20 protein-coding genes are annotated in these 18,862 nt (G+C 63.1%); 11 read left to right on the top strand and 9 right to left on the bottom strand.

Going from position 1 to position 18,862, the window contains the following annotated elements; translation table 11 throughout:
• Nucleotides 1-19 precede the first annotated feature (19 nt).
• The gene (phnE, locus tag AC3CB8_RS29525; protein WP_352565989.1) at nt 20-976 is read left to right on the top strand and encodes a phosphonate ABC transporter, permease protein PhnE; all 957 of its coding nucleotides are present in this window, start codon (nt 20-22) and stop codon (nt 974-976) included.
• Between the two features lie 68 nt (nt 977-1,044).
• Complete coding sequence (gene phnE, locus AC3CB8_RS29530; RefSeq protein WP_245273795.1) at nt 1,045-2,403, top strand: phosphonate ABC transporter, permease protein PhnE; 1,359 nt, start codon at nt 1,045-1,047, stop codon at nt 2,401-2,403.
• A 77-nt stretch (nt 2,404-2,480) separates the two neighbouring features.
• Here the strand turns inward: phnE (AC3CB8_RS29530) and AC3CB8_RS29535 are convergent, their stop codons facing one another.
• From AC3CB8_RS29535 to AC3CB8_RS29545, 3 genes are all read right to left on the bottom strand, one after another.
• Nucleotides 2,481-3,332, bottom strand: coding sequence for a sugar phosphate isomerase/epimerase family protein (locus AC3CB8_RS29535; protein ID WP_023781054.1), 852 nt, complete (start codon nt 3,330-3,332; stop codon nt 2,481-2,483).
• Between the two features lie 64 nt (nt 3,333-3,396).
• The gene (locus AC3CB8_RS29540; RefSeq protein ID WP_023770688.1) at nt 3,397-4,584 is read right to left on the bottom strand and encodes a Gfo/Idh/MocA family protein; all 1,188 of its coding nucleotides are present in this window, start codon (nt 4,582-4,584) and stop codon (nt 3,397-3,399) included.
• A gap of 54 nt (nt 4,585-4,638) precedes the next feature.
• A complete protein-coding gene (locus AC3CB8_RS29545; protein ID WP_023770689.1) occupies nt 4,639-5,694 on the bottom strand; it encodes a sugar phosphate isomerase/epimerase family protein in 1,056 nt (351 codons plus the stop codon).
• A 399-nt stretch (nt 5,695-6,093) separates the two neighbouring features.
• Here AC3CB8_RS29545 and AC3CB8_RS29550 point away from each other — a divergent pair, with 399 nt between their 5' ends.
• From AC3CB8_RS29550 to AC3CB8_RS29570, 5 genes are read left to right on the top strand one after another with little or no spacing between them, the layout of a single operon-like run.
• Nucleotides 6,094-6,981, top strand: coding sequence for a sugar phosphate isomerase/epimerase family protein (locus AC3CB8_RS29550; RefSeq protein ID WP_015315643.1), 888 nt, complete (start codon nt 6,094-6,096; stop codon nt 6,979-6,981).
• A gap of 60 nt (nt 6,982-7,041) precedes the next feature.
• On the top strand, nt 7,042-8,211 hold the full coding sequence (locus AC3CB8_RS29555; RefSeq protein ID WP_023770690.1) for a mandelate racemase/muconate lactonizing enzyme family protein: 1,170 nt from the start codon (nt 7,042-7,044) through the stop codon (nt 8,209-8,211).
• A gap of 2 nt (nt 8,212-8,213) precedes the next feature.
• Entirely contained in the window at nt 8,214-8,933 is a 720-nt protein-coding gene (locus AC3CB8_RS29560; protein WP_023770691.1) for a FadR/GntR family transcriptional regulator, read from the top strand.
• 14 nt (nt 8,934-8,947) lie between these two features.
• Nucleotides 8,948-9,928, top strand: a complete 981-nt coding sequence (locus AC3CB8_RS29565) for a hydroxyacid dehydrogenase (RefSeq protein WP_023770692.1) — start codon at nt 8,948-8,950, stop codon at nt 9,926-9,928.
• Between the two features lie 40 nt (nt 9,929-9,968).
• A complete protein-coding gene (locus tag AC3CB8_RS29570) occupies nt 9,969-10,355 on the top strand; it encodes a hypothetical protein (RefSeq protein WP_023770693.1) in 387 nt (128 codons plus the stop codon).
• Nucleotides 10,356-10,370: 15 nt separating this feature from the next.
• On the opposite strand, the gene AC3CB8_RS29575 is transcribed toward AC3CB8_RS29570, so the two are convergent.
• Entirely contained in the window at nt 10,371-11,675 is a 1,305-nt protein-coding gene (locus AC3CB8_RS29575; protein ID WP_352565983.1) for an amidase, read from the bottom strand.
• A 115-nt stretch (nt 11,676-11,790) separates the two neighbouring features.
• On the opposite strand from AC3CB8_RS29575, the gene AC3CB8_RS29580 reads away from it, so the two are divergent.
• The gene (locus AC3CB8_RS29580) at nt 11,791-12,135 is read left to right on the top strand and encodes a GFA family protein (protein WP_352565981.1); all 345 of its coding nucleotides are present in this window, start codon (nt 11,791-11,793) and stop codon (nt 12,133-12,135) included.
• Nucleotides 12,136-12,146: 11 nt separating this feature from the next.
• Here AC3CB8_RS29580 and AC3CB8_RS29585 read toward each other — a convergent pair whose 3' ends face one another.
• Nucleotides 12,147-13,055: an SDR family oxidoreductase gene (locus tag AC3CB8_RS29585; protein WP_352565979.1), complete on the bottom strand. Its 909-nt coding sequence runs from the start codon at nt 13,053-13,055 to the stop codon at nt 12,147-12,149.
• A gap of 97 nt (nt 13,056-13,152) precedes the next feature.
• Here AC3CB8_RS29585 and AC3CB8_RS29590 point away from each other — a divergent pair, with 97 nt between their 5' ends.
• From AC3CB8_RS29590 to AC3CB8_RS29600, 3 genes are all read left to right on the top strand, one after another.
• On the top strand, nt 13,153-13,731 hold the full coding sequence (locus AC3CB8_RS29590; RefSeq protein WP_352565977.1) for a TetR/AcrR family transcriptional regulator: 579 nt from the start codon (nt 13,153-13,155) through the stop codon (nt 13,729-13,731).
• Nucleotides 13,732-13,945: 214 nt separating this feature from the next.
• Entirely contained in the window at nt 13,946-14,917 is a 972-nt protein-coding gene (locus tag AC3CB8_RS29595; protein WP_352565975.1) for an AraC family transcriptional regulator, read from the top strand.
• A 116-nt stretch (nt 14,918-15,033) separates the two neighbouring features.
• Entirely contained in the window at nt 15,034-15,465 is a 432-nt protein-coding gene (locus AC3CB8_RS29600; protein WP_352565973.1) for a DUF4437 domain-containing protein, read from the top strand.
• A 7-nt stretch (nt 15,466-15,472) separates the two neighbouring features.
• Here AC3CB8_RS29600 and AC3CB8_RS29605 read toward each other — a convergent pair whose 3' ends face one another.
• From AC3CB8_RS29605 to AC3CB8_RS29620, 4 genes are read right to left on the bottom strand one after another with little or no spacing between them, the layout of a single operon-like run.
• Nucleotides 15,473-16,576 (bottom strand): ABC transporter ATP-binding protein, encoded by a 1,104-nt coding sequence (locus AC3CB8_RS29605; protein WP_352551808.1) that lies wholly within the window; start codon nt 16,574-16,576, stop codon nt 15,473-15,475.
• A complete protein-coding gene (locus AC3CB8_RS29610; protein WP_023781632.1) occupies nt 16,576-17,679 on the bottom strand; it encodes an ABC transporter ATP-binding protein in 1,104 nt (367 codons plus the stop codon). Before AC3CB8_RS29610 ends, AC3CB8_RS29605 begins: the two co-directional genes overlap by 1 nt.
• Entirely contained in the window at nt 17,676-17,906 is a 231-nt protein-coding gene (locus AC3CB8_RS29615) for a hypothetical protein (RefSeq protein WP_023793683.1), read from the bottom strand. Before AC3CB8_RS29615 ends, AC3CB8_RS29610 begins: the two co-directional genes overlap by 4 nt.
• The gene (locus AC3CB8_RS29620; protein WP_015315633.1) at nt 17,903-18,862 is read right to left on the bottom strand and encodes a carbohydrate ABC transporter permease; all 960 of its coding nucleotides are present in this window, start codon (nt 18,860-18,862) and stop codon (nt 17,903-17,905) included. The genes AC3CB8_RS29615 and AC3CB8_RS29620 overlap by 4 nt, the downstream gene beginning before the upstream one ends.

Raw genomic sequence — 18,862 nt, forward strand, 5'->3', positions numbered from 1 at the left:
CCTTTTTGCATCTCCCATCATGACCCTTTCCGTGACAGCCCCCTCCGGCGACACCCACCAGATGGCCGCTGCCTGGCGACGCCAGACGTCGCTGCGCCGGTTATATACCGTGCTCGGCGTCGGCCTGCTGCTCGCCGCCATGTTCGCCAGCATGTGGTTCGCCGACGAAGCCAACGCAGGGCACTTCTTCGACCGGCTGCCGCATATTCTGGATTTCCTGAGCTGGCTGGTCCCCAAGGACTGGAACGACGTCTGGCGGGCGCTGTTCGATATCGCCTCGCCGCACGACACCGGCACCCAGGAATTCAACTTCCCGCTTGGCCGCGTCCACGTCTGGGGCGATTTCTACATCCCCGAATATTTCGAACTGATGCTGACCACAGTCAACGTCGCGCTGGTCTCGACCTTCATCGGCTTTGTCTTCGCGGTGCCATTTTCCTTCACCGCGGCGCGCAACCTGACACCCCATCCGGCACTGAGGCTGGTGGTCAAGCGCTTCATGGAATTGCTGCGCGCCTTTCCCGAAATCGTCATCGCAGGCCTGTTCGCGGCCATCGTCTCGACCGGTCCGATCGCCGCCGTCATCGCCATCGGCCTGCATTCCATCGGCGCGCTCGGCAAGCTGTTCTACGAGATCAACGAGAACATCGACATGCGAGCCGAGGAAGGCCTGCGCGCGGTCGGCGCCAACTGGTTCGAGCGGGTTCGCTTTGCCGGCCTGCCGCAGGTGTTGCCCAACTTCATGTCGTACACGCTGCTGCGCGTGGAGATCAACGTCCGCGTCTCGACCATCATCGGCGCCGTGGGCGGCGGTGGCATCGGCGAGGAGCTGAAGCTTTCCATCTCACGCGGCTTCGGCGCCAAGACGCTGGCTTTGGTGCTGCTCCTGTTCACAACCATCTTCATCATCGACCAGTTTTCCGCCTGGCTTCGGCGCAAGCTGGTCGGCGAACAAGCCTTTATGATGGGGGCTTAGGCCATGACCCCGAAAAGTGGCATTCGGTCTTCGGAAGAGGTCATGGCCAAATGGAAGGACAAACGACCATGACCGCCGAGGAGATGCTGTCGATCGAGGCCCGACACCCGCAGGTGTTCCGGCGCCCGGCATACAAGCGCTTCGGTCCGCTCCTTCTGTTCGTCGGTACGCTCCTCTATCTGATCTATGCCTTGTGGTTCTTCAGCCTGCCGCAGGTGCTGCGGGAATCGCACTGGGAGCGCCTGCCGCTCTTCCTGACGCAATGGATCAGCTACGATCTGCAGCCGGAATTCCGTCTCGACCAGCCGGAGATCACGCCCAAATACCCGCGCTTTTCCGCGCTGGGCGACAACCCGAATCCCGACTGGGTGGTCAGGAATCCAGACGGCACCTTCACCGTGCTGATCGACGGTCCGGCAAAATCCGTCACCTTCGACAAGACGCAGGCGACAATCGTCGCCAACGGCCAGACCGTGTCTGTTTCGCTGACCAGCGGCAAGCCGGTGGTCACGGACGCGGTACCGGACTGGATCACCGCCCATGACGACGAGGTGGTGGCCAAGATGGGCTTCGTCGGCGAGGTGCGCGTCACTGTCGACCGCGTCAAGGTGCGCAAGCGCTTCCTCGGCTGGGCGAACTTCGTCTTCGACACGCGCTCGCCCTTCTTTGGCAAATCAGCGCGGGAAGTGATCTCGCTGATCATCTCGGGACCGGAGCTGAAACCAGGTACCACCAACCTTGCTCTTGCCGGCGACAACATCTGGAACAACGCCCAGTGGCAGCACGGCGACGTCTGGACGAAGCTCCTGCAGACCATTGTCATGGCCTTCCTCGGCACGCTGCTCGGCGGCATCGTCGCCTTCCCCCTTGCCTTCTTCGCGGCGCGCAACATTACGCCGAGTGGCATGCTCAGCCAGGTGCTCAAGCGCTTCTTCGACTTCATGCGCTCGGTCGACATGCTGATCTGGGCGCTGTTCTTCACCCGCGCCTTTGGCCCCGGCCCCCTGGCGGGAAGTGCAGCGATTTTCTTCACCGAGATCGGCACCCTCGGCAAAGTCTATTCGGAAGGCCTGGAGAACATCGACGACAAGCCGCGCGAAGGCGTGCTCTCGACCGGCGCCAACGGCATCTTGGTGCAGCGCTACGGCGTGATGCCCGAAGTGATCCCGGTCTTCATCAGCCAGACGCTCTACCAGTGGGAATCCAACACCCGCGGCGCCACCATCATCGGCGCCGTCGGCGCCGGCGGCATCGGCCTGAAACTGTGGGAAGCGATGCGTACCAATTCCAACTGGGCCAACGTCTTCTACATGGTGCTGCTGATCCTGCTCGTCGTCTTCATTTTCGACAACATATCCAACTTCCTGCGCCGCCGGCTGAGCCGGACGATCCACGACTACAATAGAATCCAGGCCCAGCAGGGATAGCTTGTGATGTAAAACTTACTAGAGGCCGGCGGGATAGCGGGGGCGCGAAGGATCGCTGACGCAGCGAGATCGGCTTCTTATCCCGCGTTCCTCCAGCCGTTCTTGATATGCCTGTACCCGTCACGATAGACGGCTTCCGGCGTCTCGGAAAAATCCCGCCACACCTTGGTCGCCGCCGCCAGATCCTTCAGCGAGCGGCCGAACGCTTCGATCGTCAGCCAGTTGTCATAACCGCTCTTGCGGATGGCGGAAAAGGTCTCCTTCCACGGAATGTTGCCACGCCCGGGCACGCCGCGATCGTTCTCCGATATGTGGATATGCACGACATTGCCGCGATGCTTCGTATAGGCGCCGATCGGGTCCGCTTCCTCGATATTGGCGTGGAACGTGTCGTACATTGCCTTGATGTGCGGCCGGTCGATGGCATCGATATGCTCCGATAGGTCTGCCATGGTGTTGAGAAGATAGCATTCGAAGCGGTTCAGCGCCTCCAGCCCGATGGTGACGTTGCGCTTGCCGGCATGGTCGCCGATGGCACGCTGCGAGGCGATCGAGCGCTTCTTTTCGGCGGCGGTCGGTCCGGACCCGGAAAAAGCGCCGAGCGTCGAATGCAGCGGTCCGCTCAGCGTGCGGGCGCCAAGCGCATCGGCGCAATCGATGGCCCATTTCATGTAGTCGATACCGGCCTTGCGCGTTGCAGCATCGGCAGAAATCAGGTTCATCCCCGGATCGCCCATGGCTGATACGGCGGTCCGCTCCAGCCCGATACGGTCGAGCAATTCGCCCAGTTTCCTGTAGTCGTCCGGCGTGCCGGCGAAGATCGGGATTTCGACACCGTCGAAGCCGGTTGCCTTGATGTCGCGAAGCAGCGGCTCGTGCTTCTTCGATACCGCCGTCGTCCACAAGAACATGCACATGCCGATCTTCATCGACGCCCTCCCCCAATGTTGACAACCGGCTGGTTGTTCCCGCCCCTTCGTTGCTCGGCGCCTCTTACAGCTTGGTCCAGGCCCCATTCTTCTTCGACGACTTCACGCAGGCCTCGATGAAGGCCATGCCCTCGACGCCGTCCTGGATGGTCGGGAAGACGACATCCTTTGCCGGCTTGCCACCCTTCTTGCGTGCCGCGCGGATCGCGCGTGCGGCCTCCTGGTAGATGTTGGCGAAGCCTTCGAGGTAGCCCTCGGGATGGCCTGACGGTACGCGGCTGACGCGGCCCGCCACCGGCAGCGCGCCGGCGCCGTTGCGGGTGATCAACTGCTTCGGCTGGCCGAACGGCGTGTACCAGAGGTAGTTGGGATCGGCTTGCACCCATTCCAGCCCGCCCTTCGAACCATAGATGCGCAGCTTCAGGCCGTTCTCATGACCGGGCGCCACCTGGCTCGCCCAGATCATGCCCTTGGCCGGATGCGTCTTTCCCGTCGGTTTGAAACGCAGCATGACGTTGACATTGTCGTCGAGCAGCCTGCCCGGCACGAAGGCGTCGAGATCGGCCGACAGGGAGTCGAGTTCGAGCCCGGAGACGAAGCGGGCGAGATTGTAGGCATGGGTGCCGATATCCCCGAGCGCACCGCCGGCGCCCGCCTGCTTGGGGTCTGAACGCCACGCTGCCTGCTTCTGGCCGGTGGCGGCGAGGTCCTCGGTCAGCCAGTCTTGCGGATATTCCGACTGCACGATGCGGATGTCGCCGAGCACGCCCTTGGCGACCATTTCGCGCGCCTGCCGCACCATCGGATAGGCGGTGTAGTTGTGGGTGAGCACGAACACCTTGCCGGTTTTTTCCACGATCGCCGCAAGCTTTTTCGCCTCGGCCAGGGTCGTTGCCAGCGGCTTGTCGCAGATCACGTGGATGCCTGCTTCCAGGAAGGCCTTGGCCGCCGGCACATGCACGTTGTTGGGAGTGACGATGGCCACCGCCTCGATGCCATCCGAGCGCTTCGCCTCGGCCTTGGCCATTTCGGCGTAGGACGCATAGCTGCGGGAGGGATCGAGCCCGAGTTCGGCGGCCGAGGCTTTCGCACGCGCCGGATCAGCAGACAGGGCGCCGGCGACCAGCACGAAATCATTGTCCATGCGGGCCGCGATCCGGTGCACCGCGCCGATGAATGCGCCCTGCCCGCCGCCGACCATGCCGTAGCGGATCGGGCCGCCTCCCGTTTCCGACTTCGATGCACCAACCATGTTTTTCTCCCTCGTGTGAGATACCCCTCCCCCGAGGGAGGAGGGGAAGTCGTGTCAAATTCCCATCATGGCGCGCAGCAGCTTCTTGTCCGTGGTGCCGGCGGCGAAATCGTCGAATGCCTTCTCCGTCACCCGGATGATGTGGTGCTGGATGAAGGGCGCCCCTTCGGCGGCACCATCCTCCGGATGCTTCAGGCAGCATTCCCACTCCAGGACCGCCCAGGAATCGTAGTTGTACTGGGTAAGCTTGGAGAAGATGCCGCCGAAATCCACTTGCCCATCGCCGAGCGAACGGAACCGGCCGGCGCGGTTCGTCCAGCTCTGGTAACCGGAGTACACGCCCTGCCGTCCAGTCGGATTGAACTCGGCGTCCTTGACGTGGAACGCCTTGATCCGCTCGTGATAGATGTCGATGAATTCGAGATAATCGAGTTGCTGCAGCAGGAAATGCGAAGGGTCGTAATTGATGTTGCAGCGCTTGTGGCCGCCGACCGCGTCGAGGAACATCTCGAAGGTCGCCCCGTCGAACACGTCCTCCGAAGGATGGATTTCGTAGCCGACATCGACACCATTGTCTTCATAGGCGTCGAGGATCGGTTTCCAGCGTTTGCCGAGTTCGCCGAAGGCTTCCTCGATCAGTCCGGCGGGCCGCTGCGGAAAGGGATAGAGGTAAGGGAAAGCCAACGAGCCGGTGAACGACACCGAGACATTCAGCCCGAGATTGCGCGATGCCTTGGCACCGAACTTCATCTGTTCGACAGCCCATTCCTGTCTCGCCTTCGGGTTGTTGTGCACCGACGGCGGCGCGAACCCATCCATCTGGGCGTCATAGGCCGGATGCACCGCCACCAATTGCCCCTGCAGATGCGTCGACAATTCGGTGATCTCGACCCCGGCGTCAGTGCAGATGCCCTTCACCTCATCGCAATAGCCCTTGGAAGACGCCGCCTTCTTGAGGTCGAACAGGCGCGCGTCCCAGGTCGGGATCTGCACGCCCTTGTAGCCGAGACCGGCGGCCCATTTGGTGATCGACGCCAGCGAATTGAACGGCGCGGCATCGCCCGCGAACTGCGCCAGAAACAGTCCAGGGCCCTTCATTGTCGTCGGCATCGGCATCCTCCTCGTTTGTCATGACCAAGCATAGCGCCTGATGAAAGCAGGGCCAGTCACTTTGGTCTTATCGCGTCGGACGCTCTGCCGACATCGTCATTCTGGTATGACCAAATAAGGCAATCTGGTCAAGCCTTGGAATGCGCCGAAAAGGCACTCCCAAAGCGCGAAATAACGGCACATATCGCAATGTAATCAACAAACTAATTCACCATGAAAGTCGCGCTTCCACAGTTGTTGCCGTCTTGAGGAATTTGCTGTAGACCTCATTTCAGGCCCAATTGGTCTAACCAGTTTGCAGGAAAAGGCTGGGGATGCCTTGGGGAGGAACCCTTGCGTCGTCTTACGGCGATGCATGTCGCAGGCAAACCATACGGACGAATCTGGGAAGGACAGACCATGCATCTTTCGACGCACAACTGGATGCGCGCGGAACCGCTTGAGACGACGCTGAAGCGCATCAAGAAATTCGGCTATGAGTCGATCGAGATTTCCGGCGAGCCAGCGCAGTACAAGACCAAGGAGACGCGGGCGTTGCTGAAGGAGCATGGCATTCGCTGCTGGGGCGCGGTGACCTTGATGCTGGGTGAACGCAACCTCGCCGCCAGGGACCAGGGCCAGCGCGAACGCTCCGTGCAGTACGTCAAGGATGTGCTGACGATGGTCGGCGAGCTCGATGGCGAGATCATCACGCTGGTTCCGGCGACAGTCGGCAAGGTGGTCCCGGACGGCACCGAGGAAGAGGAATGGAAGTGGGTGGTCGACGCGACCCGCGAATGCTTCACTCATGCCAAGAAGGTCGGCGTCAAGATCGCCGTCGAACCGCTCAACCGCTTCGAAACCTATCTGTTCAATCGCGGCGCCCAGGCGCTGGCGCTGGCTGACGCGGTCAGCCCAGAATGCGGCGTCTGCCTCGACGCCTACCACATCCACATGGAGGAATTTAACGTGCATGACGCTATCCGCCAGGTCGGAAAGCGTCTGTTCGACTTCCATGTCGCCGACAACAACCGCTTTGCCGCCGGCCTGGGCCAGATCGACTGGCCAAGGATCGTCGCCACGTTGAAAGAAGTCGGCTACGACGGCGCACTGACCAATGAGTTCGTCGCCCCGGTCGATCGTACGCCGGCAGCACCCTATCCCGACATGGTCGAGCGTCACCCGGTCGATATCTCGCCCGAGCAGCTGAAGTTCATCCAGGACCATGGCTCCAGCGTGCTCACCGAGAAATTCTACACCGACCAGATGCGCATCACCGCCGAAACGCTGCTGCCGCTGATCAAGTAGTCGACCGCCGCTGGGAAATTTGCCCTTCCGCCCCGACCGGCGGCAGGGCTGGGGAAAAACATGCGCATCAAGACAGTCCAGGCCTGGTGGGTCCGCGTGCCGATCGAAGCCGCGAAGCAGCATCGCAGCGACTTCGGCCAGGTGACGACCTTCGACGCCGCCATCCTGCGCGTCGAAACCGATGACGGGCTGGTCGGCTGGGGCGAAGGCAAGAACGCAGCCGGCAGCGCCGGCAGCTACGGCGCACTCGTCCACATGCTGAACCACGAGGTCGGGCCGCAGCTGATCGGCCGCGACCCGGCCGACATCGGCATCATCTGGGAGATGCTCTACAACGGTGTGCGCCACCAAAGTGCCGCCCATGCCGGCCACGCCATGCCGCAACTGGCGCGGCGTGGGATGAGCGTCGCCGCCATAAGCGCGGTCGACATCGCGCTCTGGGACATCCTGGGCAAGTCGCTAGGCCAACCGGTCTGGCGGCTTCTCGGCGGCCGCAAGGTCGATCGCATGCAGGCCTATGCCTCGGGCGGCTGGGCCTCCGCCGATGCCATCGGCGAGCAATTGCAATCCTACATCGCCAAAGGCGGCTTCAAGGCGTTGAAGATGCGGGTGGGCGCCATGGATGGGGCGGCACACGTTTCCGCTGCCCGCGTGCGCGCCGCACGCCAGGCCCTCGGCCCCGACGTCGAGCTGATGGTCGACGCCCATGGCACCTACACGGTAGCGGAAGCCAAACGCTTCATCCATCTCGTCAAAGACCTCGATCTCGCCTGGTTCGAGGAGCCTGTTATCGCCGACGACAAGGCAGGCATGGCCGAAGTGCGCGCCTCCGGCGCCGTTCCGATCGCCACCGGCGAAAGCGAGGCGACACGCTATGCCTTCCGCGATCTCGCCGTGCTCAAGGCCGCCGACATCTTCCAGCCGGACCCGGCCTTCTGCGGCGGCATCAGCGAAGCGATGAAGATCGGCACCATCGCCAGCGCCTTCAATTTGCGCTTTGCACCGCATCTGTGGGCCGGCGCGCCCTGCTTCTTCGCCGGGCTGCATGTCTGCGCCGCGTCGCCTTCGAGTTTCACCGTCGAGTATTCGCTCGGCGCCAACCCGATGATCCACGATCTGGTCGAAGAGACTGTCGAAGCCAAGGACGGTATGATAGCGATCCCGGAAAAGCCCGGATTGGGATTCACCGTTTCGGAGCGATTCCTGGAGGCGCACGCGCAACGCAATTGACGATGAAAGAAAAGAACCTTCTCGCGGAACTCGCCGCCTATCTGTTCTCCCATTCGGACAAGGAGAGCGGCCGCACGCCGTCGGAACGCGAATTGGCCGAGCATTTCGGCGTCAGCCGCGGCCAGATCCGCGAAGCGCTCGCCATTCTCGAGGCAATGCGCATCGTCGAGCGCCGCGCCAAGTCAGGCATCTACATCGACACCAAGCAGGCCAGCGTCGAGGCGCTGGCGCTGTTCGCACGGGCCGGCCTGCCGCTTGATCCCTTGCAGATCTATGAGACGGTCGAGTTGCGCAAGATCCATGAGATCAAGGCCGCCGAGCTTGCCTGCTCGCGCGCCACCGAGGAGAATTTCGAGCGCCTGCGCGAAATCCTCAAAGCGTCGGAGGACCGCATCGCCGCTGGCGAAGGTCTGGCCAAGGAGGACCGCGAGTTTCACCTCGAGATCGTGCGCGCCACCAAGAACAGCGTCTTCCACAATATCTGCAGCGTCTACTATCTGATGGGCGAGCAGCGCCTGCCGATCTACTTCAACGATCCCGAACGCAGCGTGCGCTCGCACGCCGAGCACGTGCAGATCTACGAGGCGCTGCTGCGCCGCGACGGCAATCTCGCCCAGGCGCTGATGAGCGCCCATCTGCAAGGCGCGGAAAGCTATTGGAAGGGATTGATCGAGGGCGGCATGGCGGCTTCGCCCGCGGGCGCGGCACTCGAAAGGGCCTGACCGTGACCCAGACCGTGCCAAAGATCCTGTCAACGCATCCGCTGCACCCGCGCGCCACGGCCAAGCTGGCCGGCGCCGGCCAGTTGATCATCGCTTCGGCGCTTGACCCCGGCACATTGGCGAGGGAAGCCAAGGATGCCGACATCGTCATCGTGCGGGCGCCGCTGCCGCCGGCGCTGTTCGAGGTTGCATGGAAGCTGAGGGCCGCGATCCGCCATGGCGCCGGGCTCGACATGATCCCGATGGAAGCGGCCGCGGCGGCCGGCGTGCTCGTGGCCAACGTGCCGGCGGTCAATGCCCGCTCGGTGGCCGAACATGTCATGTTCACCGCGCTTGCACTGCTGCGGCAGTTCCGCAGGGTCGACCGCGACCTGCGCGCCAAGGGCTGGCTGGCCGGACGCGAGCATGCCAATGCCAACGTCGAACTCGCCGGCAAGACCATCGGCATCGTTGGTCTCGGCGCCGTCGGGCAGGCGGTCGGCCACATCGCCGCACACGGCTTCGACCTCAAAGTGGTGGCAACGACACGCAGCATGCAGCCGGCGCCGGAAAAGGTCGGCTTCCTGTCGATCGACGCGCTGGTCGAGCAGAGCGATATCATCGTCCTCTGCTGTCCGCTGACGCAGGAGACACGCGGCCTGATCAGCCGCGAGCGCATCGCCCGCATGAAACCCAACGCACTGCTGATCAACGTATCGCGCGGACCGGTCGTCGATGACGACGCGCTGGTTGAGGCCTTGCAGGAGCGCCGCGTCGGCGGCGCCGCGCTCGACGTTTTCTCTACGCAGCCGCTGCCGCCAAATCATCCCTATTTCGGCTTCGACAACGTCATCGTCACCCCGCATATGGCGGGCATTACCGAGGAATCGATGATGCGCATGGGCGTCGGCGCGGCCGGCGAAGCCCTTCTGGTGCTGGCCAACAAACTGCCTGTCAATCTGCGCAATCCAGAAGTGGTCGATCACTACCGGCGTCGATTTCCGGCGCGGATATAGCATCGCGGTTTCGCCCCAATTCTCCGCGACGTTGCGGGCCATGTCCGGTCTTCGCGTTGCAGTTCTGATTGTCGCAACTTCGTCCATCTGCACCTCGCCGTCATTCGCAGCGGCCGAGAGCAGCTATGTCTACTGCGACAACGGACTACGCTGCTTCAAGGCGCCCTGCCCGTCGAGCAGCGCACTCGACCTTGGCACCGGCACCATCAAGGGCGTGTCGATCGACACCAGCGGATTGCCGCGGGCCGACAAGGCGATAACGGCTCAGTCCGACGTGCTTTATAGCGGAAAGATCGTCGTCAGAGGCTCGATCGAGCACCGCATCCAGACCTTCGCCGGCAAGGAATACAGCCTGCCCCGGCTGGTCGCGACCCGCATCGTGCGCACCGCCAAGGACAGCGAACGCAAGCACTGTTCATCGCATTGATCCGTCATCTACGAGTCACTGCCGATCAACCCCCAGCAGCCTCTCCACCGACACCGCGATCCGCAGCAGATGCCGGTCATGGCCGTTGCGCGCCACGAGCATCAACCCCATCGGCAGCGATGGTCCCGGCATCGGCAACGAGATTGCGCAAAGGTCGAACTGGTTGGCGATCTGGGTGTTGCGCAGCAGCAGGGCTTCGGTGCGGTCACGCAACTCGGCATCCTCGGCCATGGAAGCGATGGCCGGCGCCGTCACCGGCGTGGCTGGCAACGCCAGCACGTCAACCGATGCCAGCCGCTCATCCATGGCGGCGGCCAGCACGGCACGGCGGCCGAGCGCCCTGATATAGACCGGCGTCGGCAGCAGCGCCGCCCGCGACAATGGCCCGCTGACATGCGGGTCGACCGGCACCGATGCGCCTGTCGCCAGCCAGTCAGCATGCACTTCCGCGCCCTCCATCGCCGCGATCGAACCGCGCTTGGTGGCCGCGCGCAGATCCGCGATCATGTCGTCGATCGACAGATCCGTAATGCGTGCGCCAGCCTGTTCGATCTTGCCGAGACAATACTCGAAGGCGGCGGCAAGCTCGCCTTCCGTCTCGCCGAAAAGAACGCCGCGCGGAATGCCGATGCGAAGCCCGGCAAGTGGAATGGCCACCAACTCCGTCGGCACTTCGCCGGCCATAACCGAGTCGGCGGCGGCGCATTGCGAGACGGTTCGGGCAAGCGGGCCGACCGAGTCCAAAGTGCCCGAAAGCGGGAAGGCGCCGGAGAGCGGCACGCGCCGCGCCGTCGGCTTGAAGCCGACGACGCCATTGAGCGCCGCCGGAATGCGGATCGAGCCGCCGGTGTCGGAGCCGATCGAGATGTCGCTCGTCCCCTCCCCGACGGACACACCGGCCCCGGATGACGAACCGCCGGGGATGCGGCTCTCGTCCGTCGCATTGCCAGGCGTGCCGTAATGCATGTTGTCGCCGATCGCGGTGAAGGCGAACTCGGTCATGTTGGTCTTGCCGATGACGACCGCACCGGCTTGCCGAAGCCGGCTGACGATGGCGGCGTCGCGCTGTGCCGGCGCGGCGGTCCTGCGCATCAGCGACCCGGCCGTGGTCGGCTCGCCGGCGACATCGAACAGGTCCTTGATCGAGACAATGGTGCCGTCGAGCGGGCCGAGTGTCACGCCCACTCTCTTGCGGGCATCGCTGGCGTCAGCCGCGACCCGCGCCGCTTCGCCATAGAGCTTCGTGAAGACCTTCTCGTCGGCCACACGATTGGCAAGACGTGACATGATAATTTCGAGGCGGTCGCGGATTGGTTGCATGTTGGTGTCGGACTCCGCCAGAATGGACCGTCTTTAAGGCAAGCAGCCGTTGGGACTGCCGAAGGGATAACCCGGCCAGCGTGCCTTTGCACCTGCCAGCGACAGGAAGATACTGATGCTGTACAAAGGCAGCTGCCATTGCGGCAAGGTTGCGTTCGAGGTGGAGGGCGAACTTGAGGGCGTCGTGCGCTGCAATTGCTCGATCTGCGCCCGCAAGGGTGCGCCGCTATGGGCCGTGCCACAAGACAAGCTTACGCTCGTCGCCTGGGGCGATGACCTTGGCCGCTACACATTCGGCGAGGCGAGAATAGCACACCGCTTCTGCCGAACCTGCGGCATCCATCCATTTGCCGAGGACACCAGCCAAGGCGAACGCAGCGCTTACGTCAACATCAATTGCGTCACTGGTCTCGACCCGTCCACCTTGTCGATCTTCGACTTCGACGGGCGTTCGGCCTGAGCAATTCTGCTCTATCGGTAGCCTGTCGCGTCAGCCGGTTTGCCGGCATCCTGAACTTCCGGAACATAGCGCCAGGCATCGGGTTGCGAACCGTCCAAATCGGTGAAACCGTAGACTTGCGCCAGCCCGCCACTGGACAGTGACTGCCCGTTCCAGCGCTCGCGATCCGGATCCGCCGCCAAAGCGGCAACGGCGCGGCCAACGAAGCGCGGCGTTTCGGAAATGACGAAATGCGGCACTTTTGCCGTGGCGTCGCGCCAGTTTTCCTCGGCAACGCCGTAAAGCTCCAGCATCATTTCCGAACGCATCCAGCCCGGCGTCAGCGAGACCGATGTGGAGCCGTGTTTCGCAAGATCCTTGGCGTGGGCCCAAGCCATGCGGTTCACCGCTACCTTGGCAAGGTCGTAGAAGGGCGACAGGCGATAATGCCCGGCATTGTATTCGGCGGTACCGTCGGTGATTTCGACAAGCAACCCGCCCGGCCGCTCGATCATCAACGGCAAGGCATGGTGCGCGGTGATCAGATGCGTGTCGATGGCCAGGCGCATCATCCGCAAGCCGTTCTCCAGATTGTGCTCCCAGACCGGCTTGTTCCATTCGAACAGTTGTTCACCGCCCCAGATATCGTTGACCAGTATGTCGAGCCGACCCTGTTCGGCCCGGATGCGCCCGACCAGGCCGCGTACGTCATCGGCGATGAGATGATCGACCCGCACGGCAATGCCCCTGCCGCCATTCGCGGTAACCAATTCCGCCGTCTCCTCGATCGTCTCAGGCCGGGCATACTCCGATGGCTGCCCGCGCGTGCTCCGCCCCGTGACATAGACCGTGGCGCCGGCGGCGCCGAGTTCGATCGCTATGCCACGCCCCGCACCCCGTGTGCCGCCGGCAACCAGGGCAACTTTCCCCTGCAACGTCATTGAACTCTCCCAAAACAGCATCATCGATCAAATCCGAGCTGGCTCACGCCGCCCGCATCATATATAAATGATCATTCGGTTATATCAGGATGTCAAGATGACCCGTCCCAAAACCCGGTCCGACGAGCAGGTGCTGGAAGCCGCATTGCGATTGATCCACGAGCACGGCCCGGAGGCCCTCACCTTCGAGCGTCTGGCAAAAGCCTGCGGCCTTTCAGGCGCAACCCTGGTGCAGCGCTTCAAGAACAAAGCGCGGTTGAAGCAGCGCACCTTGCTCCATGCCTGGGACGGTCTTGACGACAAGACCAGAACGCTGGCCACAGACATTGTAAGAACCCCGGCTGGCGCCATCGAATTGCTGGTTGCGCTATCGCAAGGCTATGGCGGCATCGAAACCTATGCCGAAGGCCTGCTCGTCTTGCGCGAGGATCTGCGCGACCCCGTTCTGAGGGCGCGTGGCGCTGCCTGGAAGGCATTCCTATGCGCCGCTCTTGCGGCCTGCTTCGCCGAAATCGACGACCCGCCGCAAGACGTTGGCCTGCTCATGGCGTCGCATTGGCAAGGTTCGTTGCTATGGTGGAGCTTCGATCCGACGATCGAAGTGGCCGTCTATATCGAGGACAGTCTCAACCGCTTCGTTGCCGCCATCACGACGCAAGCGGCCCGAAAACCGTAAGGGTTCTCGAGCCGTTGCCAGCGGTGGCTGTTGCGAGAGACTATTCGGACTGCTTTGGGCCGCGCAGGAACTACGACGGCAGCAGCGTCGCGGCTCCATGGCCTTGCCGCCGGGGCTGCTATGCGGTCGGTCTTCTGTTTGTCTGCAGCGCAGCATCCGGCCGCACTGCAACATGGGAGTGACGGCTTGGAGTTCCCATGCTAGAAACACCGGAATGAACTACAATTCGTCCAAAGTGGCACTGTCGACTTCTGGCGATCCTCTGACCGACATGCTGCGCGGATTGCGGCTCGACGGCGTCGACTATGGCCGCTGCGTGTTGGGCGAGCCCTGGGCCGTTTCCTTCCCCGCACAGAGGGCGGCGCGGTTTCATTTCATCGGCCAGCAGGGCTGCTGGTTGTTCTCACCCGCCAGGGAGTGGATCGAACTCTCGGTGGGTGACGCGCTTCTGATCCCGCGCGGCGACGAGCATGTCCTGGCCAGCGCGCCCGGCGTGCCTCCGGTGCCGATCGGCAGCTATACGATCGAACCGGTGTGCGAGAACATCTACGACGTCTCCAACGAGTGCAGTGGGCCCAAGACCTTGCTGTTTTGCGGCAGCATGCATTTCAATCTCGACGGCTCGCATCCGCTGCTCGACATGATGCCCACCCTCATGCAGGCACATAAGTTGATGGCGAACGCCCCGGGTATTCAGCATCTGCTCGACGCGATGGCCTCCGAGGTGACGATGGACCGGGTCGGCTCCGGCGGGATCCTTGCCCGCCTTGCCGATGTGCTGGCCGCCACGATCATCCGCTCCTGGGTCGAGAACGGCTGTGGCGATGCCACCGGCTGGATCGCCGCCGTCCGCAATCCCGACGTCGGCAAGGTGCTGGCGACCATCCACCTGCAGCCGGATCGCGATTGGAGCGTCGAGGCGCTGGCGCGGATGATGGGAGCCTCGCGCTCGGCCTTTGCCCAGCGCTTCGCCACAGTGGTCGGAGAGACGCCGGCCAAATATGTGCTGCGCGTGCGCATGCACCAGGCCAGGCAATGGTTGGCTCGCGATGGCATGAGAGTATCGGTGGTGGCGGCGAAACTGGGCTACGATTCGGAAGCGTCCTTCAGCCGCGCCTTCAAGCGGGTGATGGGCGTGGCGCCGAGCCATCTGCGCCACGTTGATGCCGGCGACAAGCCGTCCTGACGTCGGGACGACAAATCGCTGCGATCCTTCCGCCTGGAGGAATTGCCTAGTCTTTTGGACGCAGCGTCATTGCAGGCCAGCTTCCGGCGGATAATCTGGCCCGTGGAGGAAATCCCATGGCCAATCATTTCGTACTGCTCGCGCTTGGTGTCCTGTCGGTCATTCCCGGACACGCCTTTGCCCTCGAGGACAGCTATCTCCCTGCAGGCAAGATCCCTTACGTCGCCGAGGCGCCGGACCAGCCGCAGCGCCTGGGACCACTGTGGGGCGAAAGGGCCAAAGGCCCTGCCGGAACCTTGCTGAAAGTCCCGGGCAACTGGCGCGCGCCTGTCCACGCGCACACCGCAGACTATCGCGCCGTGGTCATTCAGGGTCTGTGGGCGCACTGGCAGATTGAAGGCGGTGAAGCGACCAAGGTCGAACTGCCACCTGGATCCTACTGGACCCAGAAGGCCAATGAGATGCATGACGACGCGTGCCTCTCGGAGACGGAATGCGTGATCCTGCTGATCAACGACACGCCTTACGAGACCTACCTGCCGAAATAGCCGCGCCCTATGACGCGTGCCGCAGGCTGACACCACTGCCCTTGTCGAACAGCACCACCTTGTCAGGATTCCAGGCAAAGCGCACCGGTTGCTCGATCGCGACATCGGTCCTGGCCGGCACCGTGGCGCGAAGAGTTGTATCGCCGACCCGCAGCGTCAGGATCTTTTCCACGCCATGGTTCTCGACGTCGTGGACACGCGCCTCGACCGGCGCGCCGCTTTCCAGATAAACATCCTCCGGACGGATGCCGAAGACGAGCGGGCGACCGTCGGTCGCCGCACTCGCCCCAGCCCCCGTAAAAATCTTGGCTCCCCCCGCAAAGGGCAGTTCGAAATTCAATGGCGCCATCACCGCGCGGCCGTTCACCAGCCTGCCGTCGATGAGGTTCATCGGCGGCGAGCCGACGAAGCTCGCCACATAGGTGTCGCGCGGGTTGTTGTAGATCTCGTGCGGCGTGCCGGTCTGGATGATCCGGCCATGGTTGAGCACGCCGACCTTGTCGCCCATCGACATCGCCTCGATCTGGTCGTGGGTCACAAACAGGAAGGTGGCGCCAAGCTGTATCTGCAAGTTCTTCAACTCGGTACGGAGCGCCTCGCGCAATTTGGCGTCGAGCGCCGACAGCGGCTCGTCCATCAGGAACACGCGCGGCTTGCGCACGATGGCGCGGCCGATGGAGACGCGCTGCATCTCGCCGCCGGACAGGCGGTCGGTCTTGCGGTCGAGCAGATGCTCGATCCGCAGCGTGCGGGCGGCGCGGTCGACGCGGTCCTTGATCTCGGCATCCGGCAGCCGGCGGATCTTCGGTTTCAGCGGAAATTCGAGGTTTTCGCGCACCGTGTAGCGCGGGTAGAGCGAATACTGTTGCAGCACCAGAGCCACGTCGCGCTCGGCCGCGCCCCAGTCGGCGACGTCGACGCCGTCGATGAAGACCTGCCCCTCGCTCGGCTTCTCCAGGCCGGCAATCAGCCGCAGCGTCGTCGTCTTGCCGGCGCCCGTCTCGCCGAGCAGGACAAAGAATTCGCCATCGGCGATGTCGAGGTCGAGCCCGGTCAAGGCCGTGTGGTTGCCGAAGCTCTTGGAGATGTTCTTGAGCTGGATATGGGCCATCAGAGCCTCACCTCAAGCGACTTGCCGCTTGCCTTGTCGAAGAAATGCGCCTGGGTCGGATCGATTCGGGCAAACACCTTCTCGCCCGGTCCGGCAACGAAGCCGCTCTTCGTGCGGGCCCGCAGCATTTTAGAGCCAACCTTGAGGTCGACGATGTCGAAGGAGCCGAGCGGTTCCACGATCTGCGTCTCGACGGCCATGAAGCCATCGGCCGCGTCACGGCGAATGAGGACGCCTTCCGGCCGGATGCCGAGTGCGAGTTGGCCGCTGGCGTGGCCGTTGAGTTTCGACAGCAGCGCCCGCGGAAACTCAAAGCCGGAAGCCGCTCCACCAACCGTAACTGAAGCCGATGACGGTGTTTCGGCAACCGCCGCGTCGGCGACATTCATCACCGGACTGCCGACGAATTGGGCCACGAACAGATTGGCCGGCCGCGAATAGACCTCGTCGGGCGTTCCCACTTGCTGCAGCACGCCCTCATGCATGATGACGATACGATCGGCGAGGCTCATGGCCTCGATCTGGTCGTGCGTGACATAGATGGTGGTCGAGCCCTGCTTGATATGCAGCCGCTTGATCTCGGCCCGCATCTCCTCGCGCAATTTGGCGTCGAGCGCGCCGATCGGCTCATCCATGAGCATCGCCTTCGGCCGCCGCACCAGCGCCCGCCCGATCGCGACGCGCTGCATGTCGCCGCCCGAAAGCGCCGACGGCTTCTTCGCCAGCAAATCCATTATCTGCAGCGTCTTGGCGACCGAGCGCACTTCCTGGTCGATCTCGCTTTTGCTCTTGCGCGTGGCGCGCAAGGGAAAGGCGATGTTCTCGTATACGCTCATATGCGGGTAGAGCGAGAATGACTGGAACACCATGGCGATGTCGCGGTCGGCGGCCTTCAGATGCTGGACCGGCTTGCCGTCGATGAGGATGTCGCCCTCGTCGATGGTTTCCAGTCCGGCGATGGCGCGCAACGTCGTCGTCTTGCCGCAACCGGACTGGCCGAGCAGCACGATGAACTCATTGTCCGCGATCTTGAGGTTGAGGTCCTTGATGACCTGGACGGCACCGAAGAATTTCTGGACGCCGCGAAGCTCGATCTGGGTCAATGCTGTGCTCCCGGATTTCGCGCGTCCGCGGCATGACCGGTGCCGGCCTGTTCCTCGGGCGCGATCTTCGAGGTGATGTTGAAACCGATCAGCCCGATCAGGATGATGGTCAGGCCGTAGGTGTGCAGGGTCATGTTCCAGGGCTGGCAGAGGGCCACGATGCCGAGCACCATGAGTATCTGCGAACCCGGTTCCAGATATTTCTGATTGATGGCGCGAAAGCTCATTTGCGGATCGCTCCGAAGGACATGCCGCGCAGCAGATGGTTGCGGAGCAGGAAGGTGAAGATGGCGACCGGCAGCAGGAACAGGAAGGTGCCGGCGGCTATCACCGTCCAGTCCGGCAGGCCCGAGCCGACCTGGCTCGGGATGAACGGCGGCGCGGTCTGGGCGCGGCGGTTGGTCATGATCAGCGCGAAGGCGTATTCGTTCCACGCCGTGATGAAGCAGAAGACGGCGGTGGCGGCGATACCGGTGGCGGCCTCCGGCAGCACGATCTTGAAGAAGGCTTCCATGCGTGTGTAGCCGTCGACCAGTGCCGCCTCCTCATATTCCTTCGGGATTTCATCCATGAAACCCTTCATCAGCCACACCGAAAAGGACAGGTTGAAGGCGGTGTAGAGAATGATTAGCCCGATGTGGGTATCGTTGAGGCCGACCGCGCGGTACATCAGGAACATCGGGATCGCGACCACCACCGGTGGCAGCATGCGTGTCGACAGGATGAAGAAGAGCAGGTCCGCCTCCCCCTTCACCCTGAAGCGCGAGAAGCCATAGGCGGTGAACGTGCCCATGCCGACGGCCAGCACTGTCGAGGTGATGGCGATGATCAGCGAGTTCAGGAAGCGGCTCGGATAGCCCGACCACTGCACCTGGCCCTTGCCGTCGCGCACGATCTTTTCGCCACCGTCGAAGACGACCCGCTCCCACCATGGGGCCGCCGCGTACTCTTCCGGCGACGGCGGACTGCGCAATTGAGAGCGCTTGGTGAACAGCTTCACGAACGGCGATATCTCCGGCTGGAAGACGACGGTCGGCGGAATAGTGGTGGCAAGATTGCGCGGCTTGAACGCCGTCGAGGCGATCCAGTAGATCGGCGCCAGGAAGATGATCGTCACCAGCAGCACGGCGACTATAGCGACGCGGTTGAAGGTGATTTCGGAAGAAGTGCGGACGGCTGCCAT

It is taken from the genome of Mesorhizobium sp. P160927 (assembly GCF_057766385.1).

What these genes read in the sequence shown, in the direction of transcription:
- AC3CB8_RS29620 (WP_015315633.1), bottom strand. Translation starts at nt 18,862, where the DNA reads ATGGCAGCCGTCCGCACTTCTTCCGAAATCACCTTCAACCGCGTCGCT.
- AC3CB8_RS29585 (WP_352565979.1), bottom strand. Translation starts at nt 13,055, where the DNA reads ATGACGTTGCAGGGGAAAGTTGCCCTGGTTGCCGGCGGCACACGGGGT.
- AC3CB8_RS29615 (WP_023793683.1), bottom strand. Translation starts at nt 17,906, where the DNA reads ATGAGCTTTCGCGCCATCAATCAGAAATATCTGGAACCGGGTTCGCAG.
- AC3CB8_RS29535 (WP_023781054.1), bottom strand. Translation starts at nt 3,332, where the DNA reads ATGAAGATCGGCATGTGCATGTTCTTGTGGACGACGGCGGTATCGAAG.
- AC3CB8_RS29550 (WP_015315643.1), top strand. Translation starts at nt 6,094, where the DNA reads ATGCATCTTTCGACGCACAACTGGATGCGCGCGGAACCGCTTGAGACG.
- AC3CB8_RS29590 (WP_352565977.1), top strand. Translation starts at nt 13,153, where the DNA reads ATGACCCGTCCCAAAACCCGGTCCGACGAGCAGGTGCTGGAAGCCGCA.
- AC3CB8_RS29580 (WP_352565981.1), top strand. Translation starts at nt 11,791, where the DNA reads ATGCTGTACAAAGGCAGCTGCCATTGCGGCAAGGTTGCGTTCGAGGTG.
- AC3CB8_RS29545 (WP_023770689.1), bottom strand. Translation starts at nt 5,694, where the DNA reads ATGCCGACGACAATGAAGGGCCCTGGACTGTTTCTGGCGCAGTTCGCG.
- AC3CB8_RS29570 (WP_023770693.1), top strand. Translation starts at nt 9,969, where the DNA reads ATGTCCGGTCTTCGCGTTGCAGTTCTGATTGTCGCAACTTCGTCCATC.
- AC3CB8_RS29605 (WP_352551808.1), bottom strand. Translation starts at nt 16,576, where the DNA reads ATGGCCCATATCCAGCTCAAGAACATCTCCAAGAGCTTCGGCAACCAC.
- AC3CB8_RS29600 (WP_352565973.1), top strand. Translation starts at nt 15,034, where the DNA reads ATGGCCAATCATTTCGTACTGCTCGCGCTTGGTGTCCTGTCGGTCATT.
- phnE (WP_352565989.1), top strand. Translation starts at nt 20, where the DNA reads ATGACCCTTTCCGTGACAGCCCCCTCCGGCGACACCCACCAGATGGCC.
- AC3CB8_RS29560 (WP_023770691.1), top strand. Translation starts at nt 8,214, where the DNA reads ATGAAAGAAAAGAACCTTCTCGCGGAACTCGCCGCCTATCTGTTCTCC.
- AC3CB8_RS29595 (WP_352565975.1), top strand. Translation starts at nt 13,946, where the DNA reads ATGAACTACAATTCGTCCAAAGTGGCACTGTCGACTTCTGGCGATCCT.
- AC3CB8_RS29540 (WP_023770688.1), bottom strand. Translation starts at nt 4,584, where the DNA reads ATGGTTGGTGCATCGAAGTCGGAAACGGGAGGCGGCCCGATCCGCTAC.
- AC3CB8_RS29575 (WP_352565983.1), bottom strand. Translation starts at nt 11,675, where the DNA reads ATGCAACCAATCCGCGACCGCCTCGAAATTATCATGTCACGTCTTGCC.
- AC3CB8_RS29555 (WP_023770690.1), top strand. Translation starts at nt 7,042, where the DNA reads ATGCGCATCAAGACAGTCCAGGCCTGGTGGGTCCGCGTGCCGATCGAA.
- phnE (WP_245273795.1), top strand. Translation starts at nt 1,045, where the DNA reads ATGACCGCCGAGGAGATGCTGTCGATCGAGGCCCGACACCCGCAGGTG.